This window comes from Cupriavidus sp. D384 (assembly GCF_001652915.1).
Lineage (GTDB): Bacteria > Pseudomonadota > Gammaproteobacteria > Burkholderiales > Burkholderiaceae > Cupriavidus.
The window spans coordinates 26,424-33,618 of sequence record NZ_BBQI01000018.1 but is presented as its reverse complement, the minus strand read 5'-3'; the positions used below and the strand labels follow the sequence as shown (position 1 = coordinate 33,618).

The window sequence follows — 7,195 nt, the reverse complement described above, 5'->3', positions numbered from 1 at the left end:
GGGGGGGGGGGGGGGGGGGGGGGGGGGGGGGGCAGGCGTACGGAGTGCTAACCAGGCTAGCCAAGTACGACGCGCTTGCCCTCTCCCCCAACCCCTCTCCCGCAAGCGGGAGAGGGGAGTCGCATCCTCAGGCACGCAAGAGGCCAACATCTCCCGCGAGCGGGAGAGGGGAGTAGCCCTCAGGCGCACAAGAGGCCAACATCTCCGGCGAGCGGGAGAGGGGAGTAGCCCTCAGGCTCGCAAGAGGCCAACATCTCCCGCAGGGCGGGAGGGGGCAGAGGGCCAGGCCTCACTCGGCTGGTGCGCCCCCAGCGTTTTCCTCTTCCGGCAGCGTCAGCATCCCACTGTTGAACGAATAGCCGTACACCTCGCCGTAGCGTCCCCAGTCGATGGCGATCTTCAGCACGCGTTCGGCTTCCTCGGGCTTCAGCAGGGCCTCCATCGCACGCAGGATGGCCTCTTCGCCGACTTCGCCGTTCTCGCTCTGCTCCAGTTCGCGCCGGATGTGCGCGGCCAGCGCCACGTGGGTCAGCAGCTGCTTGCCGAACAGCACCTTGCGCTCGGGCGGCTCGGTCTCGTAGTAGCTGCGGCCCAGCGCCGTGGCGGTGATATCGCCGCGCTCGATGGTTGCCAGGCCCAGCAGCTGCATTGCTTCGCAGGCGGGCAGCAGGTCGTCGTCGGTCAGGCCGGCTTCCTCGGCCAGGTGGGGCAGGTCGGCGCGGCCGAAGAAGGGCGACTCGTGCAGCAGGTCGAGCACGGCTTCCATCTGGCTGATATCCGCATCCGGCAGGCGATAGCCGATCGGCGCGGCGGCCATGGCAGGGACGCGGGGCCCCAGTGCGGCGGGCGACGTCATCAGCGTGTAGACCTCGTCGATCAGCGCACGCACCTGGGCGTCGTCGCGGTTGCGCGGGCGCGGGAACGGCACCGGCACCTCGGCGCGCACCCGGCCCGGATCGCTGGACAGGATCACGATGCGGTCGGCCATCATTACCGCTTCCTCGATGTTGTGCGACACGATCAGGATGCTCTTGATATTGGCGCGGCCCGATTCCCAGAGGTCGAGCATTTCGTCGCGCAGCGTTTCGCCGGTCAGCACGTCCAGCGCCGAAAACGCCTCGTCCATCAGCAGCAGGTCGGGTTCGGTCACCAGCGCGCGGGCGATACCCACGCGCTGGCGCATGCCGCCCGACAGCTCGCGCGGCAGCGCGCTGTTGAAGCCGGACAACCCGATCATGTCGATGGCCGCCTCGGCGCGGCGCGTGCGTTCGGCCTTGGCGACGCCCTGGGCTTCGAGCCCAAGTTCCACGTTCTGCTGCACGGTCAGCCAGGGGAACAGCGCGAACGACTGGAACACCATCGCAATGCCCTCGGCCGTGCCCGCCAGCCGCTGGCCGCGAAAATGCACCTCGCCACGGTCGGCGCCCACCAGGCCGGCCATGATGCGCAGCAGCGTCGACTTGCCCGAGCCGGACTTGCCCAGCATGGCTACGATCTCGCCCTCGCGCAGGGTCAGGTTCACGCCTTCGAGCACGGCGCGGTCGGTGTGGTCGGCGGTGCGGAACATCTTGCCCACGCCGCGCAGGTCGATCACCGGACGGGCGTTGTCTTGCAGTGCCATCGTAAATTCCTTAATTCCGGTCGTTCATGCCGGCTTTACAGCCGGGTGCGCGCCTGTGCCAGGTCGTAGAGCCGGTTCCACAGCAAGCGGTTGAAGCCCACCACGAACAGCGCCATCACCCCAATGCCCAGGGCGATGCGTGGAAAGTCGCCGCGTGCGGTCATCTCGGCGATATAGCTGCCCAGGCCCGTTGCCACCAGCGTACGGTCGCCCCAGGTCACGTATTCGGACACGATGCTCGCATTCCATGATCCGCCGGCCGCCGTGACCAGCCCGGTCAGCAGGCTCGGAAACACGGCCGGCACCAGGAAGCGCCGCCACATCAGCCAGCCCTTGAGCCCGAAATTGCGCGCCGCCAGCCGCAGTTCGGTGGGAATGCCCGACGCGCCAGCCACCACATTGAACAGGATGTACCACTGCGTGCCGAAGATCATCAGCGGACTGAGCCAGATCTCGGGGTTCAGGCCGAATTTGGCGATGGCCATCACGGCCAGCGGGAACATCAGGTTGGCCGGGAAGGCCGCCAGGAACTGGGCGATCGGCTGGGCGATCCGGGCCAGCGACGGGTTGAGCCCGATGCGGATGCCCACGGGCACCCAGACCAGCGCGGCCAGCGCGATCAGCACGATCACGCGCAGCATCGTCAGCGTGCCCAGCCACAGCACATGCGCGGCCTCGGCCCAGCCCACCTCGCTGTGCACGAAATGGAACACGCGATACAGCGCGGCCAGCGCGATTGCGATGATGATGGCGTCGCGCAGCCGGTCCAGCCACGGCGCCCAGCGCACCGGCGCGGCCGGCAACGCCACCATATTGCGATGGCGAGCGCTCCACGCCAGCGTGCGGCCGGCCAGCGCGGCTGTCCGCTTCAGCAGCGCATGCACCCAGGCCGAGCGGCGCAGCAGGTTGAGCAGCCATGACTGCGGCACGGTGTCCTGCGCCAGCGTTTCGAAGCGGAAGCGGTCGGCCCAGGCCACCAGCGGGCGGAACAGGAACTGGTCGTAGAGCACGATGCCAACCAGCATCGCCAGGATCGCCCAGCCGATGGCGGCCAGGTTCTGCTGCTGGATCGCCAGGGCGATATATGAGCCGATGCCGGGCAGGCGGATATCGTGGCCGGACACGGCAATGGCTTCGGACGCCACCACGAAGAACCAGCCCCCCGACATCGACATCATCATGTTCCACAGCAGGCCCGGCATGGCATAGGGCACTTCGAGCCGCCAGAACCGCTGCCACGGCGACAGCCGGAACATGGCCGCCGCTTCGAGCAGGTCGCCGGGGATGGTGCGGAACGACTGGTACAGGCTGAACGCCATGTTCCAGGCCTGCGAGGTAAAGATCGCGAAGATGGCCGCGCATTCCACGCCGGCCAGGTTGCCGGGGAACAGCGCGATAAAGCCAGTGACGGTGATCGACAGGAAGCCCAGCACCGGGATCGACTGCAGGATGTCCAGCGCCGGTACCATCACTTTTTCGGCGGTGCGGCTGCGCGATGCCAGCGCGGCAAAGGCGAACGAGAACACCAGCGAGGCGCCCAGCGCGGCCAGCATGCGGATGCTCGTGCGCATCAGATAGTAGGGCAGCCACGCCACGTCGAGGTGGATTTCCAGTGACTCGCCCGGCTGGTAGGGCACGTCCATCTGGCGCGCGGCATAGGCCACGATGACGATGGCGGCCAGGATGATCGGCAGCAGCGCGAGGTCGAAGCGGTTCGGCGGCGCGGTCAGCAGCGGGCCGACGTAGCCGGGCGCTTGATTGTTTTGCGTTGGTGGCATGGGCACGGCCTCGGTGGTGTGTCATGCGCCATGCCCTCTCCCCCCCGGCTCCTGTCCCGCACGGCGGGGAAAGGAGATAACGCCACTGGCGATTCGGATGCAGCTGGCTTGCGCCCCTCTGCCACATAACGGGAGAGGGGCTGGGGGATAGGGCAAAGGCATCGTATGCTGAGGTCCTAACGCCCAACCGGGCTAGGTAGTTTACCTAGGGATGAAACGAATCATGACAGCATCGACGGAAACCTGGCAGCTGGTGGCCCACGGCCGCGTGCAGGGCGTGGGCTACCGTGGCAACTGCGCAGACCGGGCAAGGGCGCTGGGGCTGGGCGGATGGGTGCGCAATCGCATGGATGGCACGGTGGAAGTCATCGCCACGGGGGCGCGCGAGCATCTCGAAGCGCTGCGGCTGTGGATGGAGCAGGGGCCGCCGGCCGCGCAGGTGTCGCGCGTCGACGTGAAGACGGCGCCACCCGAAACCTTCGATGGCTTCGAATGGCGCCCGACCGCTTAGGTGTTTTGCCAGTCGATTCCGGGCCGGCCGTGGCGTTCCAGCCAGTCGTTGGCCTGCCTGAAATGCCCGCAGCCCAGAAAGCCGCGATGAGCCGATAGCGGCGACGGATGTGGTGCTTCCAGCACGCAATGTGTCTGGCCTTCCAGCAGGGCCCGCTTGGCCTGGGCATGGCTGCCCCACAGCATGAAGACGAGGTTGGGCCGCGACATGGCCAGTGCGTGGATCAGGCAGTCGGTCACGGCTTCCCAGCCGCGTTTGGCGTGGCTGGCCGCATTGGCCTGCTCCACGGTCAGCACCGTGTTCAGCAGCAGCACGCCCTGGCGCGCCCAGCCTTCGAGGTTGCCCGAGGCACGCACCGGCTCGCCACCATATTCGGCGGCGATCTCCTTGAAGATATTGCGCAGGCTCGGCGGCACCTTGATGCCATCGGGCACCGAGAAGGCCAGGCCATGCGCCTGCGGCATCTCCACCCCGCCCACCGTGCCGGTGCCGTGATACGGGTCCTGTCCCAGGATGACGACCTGCACCGCGTCGGGTGGCGTCAGGTGCAGCGCGTGGAACACCGCGTGCGGGAACACCGGCTTGCCGGCAGCGCGCTCGCCGTCGACGAATTTGCACAGCGACGCCCAGTCGGCATTGCCGATGCACGGCGCCAGCAGCTTGCGCCACGCGGCGGGCAGGGCGTCGACCTGGTCTTGCAGGCAGTCGATGGAAGGGGCGGGTTTTGAAGTTTCGGTGACGAAGAGGTCAGCTTGCATCGGACGCGTCGGTAAGTCGGTAGCCGCGAGCGGCCTTGCTGAGATCCATGGGAGCCAGCGGTGCCACGTGGCCCAGGCGCTGGCTGAAGGCGCGCAGCGCGGCTTCGGCGCGCGCGTCGTCCTGGTCAGACTGCGTACCCTCGCCCGGCAGCCATTCGAGTTCCAGTTCCTGGATGTGCTCGGTCTTGGCGGTGCCGGGGGCACTGATCGTGCCGGTATCGATGGCGGCCTCGATCCGCTCGCCGTCCTGCTCCACGATCCACGTGCGGCGCACGAAGTCGGTACGGAAGACCGGCGCGAGCCGGTCGGCCAGCGGGGCCACCACGGCGCGTGCCTGGGCGTCGAAGCGATCGAGTTCGATGGCTTCTCCGCCAATTTCGGTTTCCCACTCGTGCCGCGCTGCCAGGCCGCCCCCGCTCTTGCCGGCGGTCTTCAGCGTCTGCAGCCATTGGCTGTCTTTCCGGCGCAGCCGCAGCGCGGCGCGTGCGCGGGCCAGGTCGCGTGCGGGCGTGTCCAGGTAGACGTTCAGCATCGTGACTTCGCCACGCGCCTCGCCATGGGTGTCTAGCCACGCCGCCACGGCCGCCAGCGCGGCATCGGGCAGGGCCAGCTTCAGTTCGATCTCTTTTGCCATTGCCGTGGTCAGTCGTGGTCAGTCAGTTGCGGATGAATCGTCGTTCAGCCAAACAGCCGCGCCAGTTCCACGCCCGGCTCGGGCGCGCGCATGAACGCTTCGCCCACCAGGAAGGCATTGACGTTGGCATCGCGCATGCGCTTCACGTCGGCAGGGCCCAGGATGCCCGATTCGGTCACCACCAGGCGGTTGGCCGGCAGGTGCGGCAGCAGGCCCAGCGTGTTGTCGAGCGACACCTCGAACGTGCGCAGGTTGCGGTTGTTCACGCCCACCAGCGGGGTCTGCAGCTTCAGCGCGGCGTCCAGTTCGTCGTCGCCATGCACTTCCACCAGCACGTCCATGCCCAGTTCCAGCGCGCAGGCTTCCAGTTCGGCCATCAGGCCGTGGTCCAGCGCGGCCACGATCAGCAGGATGCAGTCGGCGCCCCAGGTGCGCGCTTCATAGACCTGGTACAGGTCCATCATGAAGTCCTTGCGCAGCGCCGGCAGGTCGCAGGCGGCGCGCGCGCGCTTCAGGTAGTCGGCGTGGCCCTGGAAGAAGTTCACGTCGGTCAGCACGGACAGGCAGGCCGCGCCGTGCGTGGCGTAGCTTTCGGCGATGGCTTCGGGGACGAAGTTCTCGCGCAGCACGCCCTTGGACGGCGACGCCTTCTTGACCTCGGCGATCACCCCGGCATGGCCGGCGGCAATCTTCTCGCGCAGCGCGCGTTCGAAGCCGCGCGGGGCCAGGCCGGGCTCGGCGCGCAGGCTCTCGGCCTCGGCGCGCAGGCTCGGCAGGTCGCGCTTCTTGCGCGCCGCGTTCACTTCGTCGGCCTTGACGGCCAGGATCTTTTCGAGAATGTCGGACATGGCGATTTACTTAAATTGCTGCGTGGCGCGCACGAACTGATCGAGCTTCTCGCGTGCGGCGCCGCTGGCGATGGCCTCGCGCGCGCGCTGGATGCCGTCTTCGATCGAACTGGCGACGTTGGCTGCATAGAGCGCGGTGCCGGCGTTCAGCGAAACGATCTCGCGTGGCGTACCCGGTACGTTGCCCAGTGCTTCGAGTAGCATTTCCTTTGATTCAGTGGCGTCCGCCACCTTGAGGCCACGGTTCGAGATCATCGACAGGCCAAAGTCTTCCGGATGGATCTCGTACTCGCGCACCTCGCCATCCTTCAGTTCGCCCACCAGCGTGGCGGCGCCCAGAGATACCTCGTCCATGCCGTCCTTGCCGTAGACCACGATCGCGTGCTGCGCGCCCAGGCGCTGCATCACGCGCACCTGGATACCCACCAGATCCGGGTGGAACACGCCCATCAGGATATTCGGCGCATCGGCCGGGTTGGTCAGCGGGCCCAGGATGTTGAAGATCGTGCGCACGCCCATTTCCTTGCGGATCGGCGCCACATTCTTCATGGCCGGGTGGTGCGTCGGCGCAAACATGAAGCCGATGCCGGTTTCCTCGATGCACTGGCCCACCTGCCCGGGCGTCAGCATGATGTTGACGCCCAGCGCCTCCAGCACGTCGGCGCTGCCTGATTTGGACGAAACGCCACGGTTGCCGTGCTTGGCGATCTTCGCGCCCGCAGCCGCCGCCACGAACATCGACGCGGTGGAGATATTGAACGTGTGCGAGCCGTCGCCGCCGGTGCCGACGATATCGACGAAGTTCTGGCGGTCCTTCACATCCACATGGTTGGCAAACTCGCGCATCACTTGCGCGGCGGCCGAGATCTCGCCGATGGTTTCCTTCTTCACACGCAGGCCGGTCAGGATGGCGGCGGCCATCACGGGGCTGATCTGGCCCTGCATGATCTGCCGCATCAGGTGCAGCATCTCGTCATGAAAGATCTCGCGGTGTTCGATGCAGCGCGTCAGCGCTTCCTGCGGCGTGATGGACATGGCGGATTCT

At 67.2% G+C, this 7,195-nt stretch carries 7 protein-coding genes; 1 reads left to right on the top strand and 6 read right to left on the bottom strand.

The window, feature by feature from the left end:
- Positions 1–289 precede the first annotated feature (289 nt).
- Positions 290–1,621 carry a nitrate/sulfonate/bicarbonate ABC transporter ATP-binding protein gene (locus tag A9J21_RS08580; RefSeq protein WP_066734008.1) on the bottom strand — a complete coding sequence of 444 codons (1,332 nt, stop codon included), beginning with the start codon at positions 1,619–1,621 and terminating at the stop codon, positions 290–292.
- A 35-nt stretch (positions 1,622–1,656) separates the two neighbouring features.
- Positions 1,657–3,399, bottom strand: coding sequence for an ABC transporter permease subunit (locus tag A9J21_RS08575; protein WP_066734005.1), 1,743 nt, complete (start codon positions 3,397–3,399; stop codon positions 1,657–1,659).
- Positions 3,400–3,622: 223 nt separating this feature from the next.
- Here A9J21_RS08575 and A9J21_RS08570 point away from each other — a divergent pair, with 223 nt between their 5' ends.
- Positions 3,623–3,910, top strand: a complete 288-nt coding sequence (locus A9J21_RS08570) for an acylphosphatase (protein ID WP_066734002.1) — start codon at positions 3,623–3,625, stop codon at positions 3,908–3,910.
- Here the strand turns inward: A9J21_RS08570 and A9J21_RS08565 are convergent.
- Genes A9J21_RS08565 through trpD form a run of 4 tightly spaced genes read right to left on the bottom strand, consistent with a single transcriptional unit; the run spans position 3,907 to position 7,185 of the window.
- Complete coding sequence (locus A9J21_RS08565) at positions 3,907–4,668, bottom strand: uracil-DNA glycosylase (protein ID WP_066733999.1); 762 nt, start codon at positions 4,666–4,668, stop codon at positions 3,907–3,909. The two genes, A9J21_RS08570 and A9J21_RS08565, sit on opposite strands and share 4 nt — an antisense overlap.
- A complete protein-coding gene (locus A9J21_RS08560; RefSeq protein ID WP_066733996.1) occupies positions 4,658–5,302 on the bottom strand; it encodes a CYTH domain-containing protein in 645 nt (214 codons plus the stop codon). Before A9J21_RS08560 ends, A9J21_RS08565 begins: the two co-directional genes overlap by 11 nt.
- Positions 5,303–5,346: 44 nt before the next feature.
- Positions 5,347–6,150 (bottom strand): indole-3-glycerol phosphate synthase TrpC, encoded by an 804-nt coding sequence (gene trpC, locus A9J21_RS08555; protein WP_066733993.1) that lies wholly within the window; start codon positions 6,148–6,150, stop codon positions 5,347–5,349.
- Between the two features lie 6 nt (positions 6,151–6,156).
- Positions 6,157–7,185 (bottom strand): anthranilate phosphoribosyltransferase, encoded by a 1,029-nt coding sequence (gene trpD, locus A9J21_RS08550; RefSeq protein ID WP_066734021.1) that lies wholly within the window; start codon positions 7,183–7,185, stop codon positions 6,157–6,159.
- Positions 7,186–7,195: the final 10 nt, after the last annotated feature.

Bases quoted from the DNA above. Each gene is read 5' to 3' on its own strand.
- A9J21_RS08580 (WP_066734008.1), bottom strand. From the start codon at position 1,621: ATGGCACTGCAAGACAACGCCCGTCCGGTGATCGACCTGCGCGGCGTG.
- A9J21_RS08565 (WP_066733999.1), bottom strand. From the start codon at position 4,668: ATGCAAGCTGACCTCTTCGTCACCGAAACTTCAAAACCCGCCCCTTCC.
- A9J21_RS08560 (WP_066733996.1), bottom strand. From the start codon at position 5,302: ATGGCAAAAGAGATCGAACTGAAGCTGGCCCTGCCCGATGCCGCGCTG.
- trpD (WP_066734021.1), bottom strand. From the start codon at position 7,185: ATGTCCATCACGCCGCAGGAAGCGCTGACGCGCTGCATCGAACACCGC.
- A9J21_RS08575 (WP_066734005.1), bottom strand. From the start codon at position 3,399: ATGCCACCAACGCAAAACAATCAAGCGCCCGGCTACGTCGGCCCGCTG.
- trpC (WP_066733993.1), bottom strand. From the start codon at position 6,150: ATGTCCGACATTCTCGAAAAGATCCTGGCCGTCAAGGCCGACGAAGTG.
- A9J21_RS08570 (WP_066734002.1), top strand. From the start codon at position 3,623: ATGACAGCATCGACGGAAACCTGGCAGCTGGTGGCCCACGGCCGCGTG.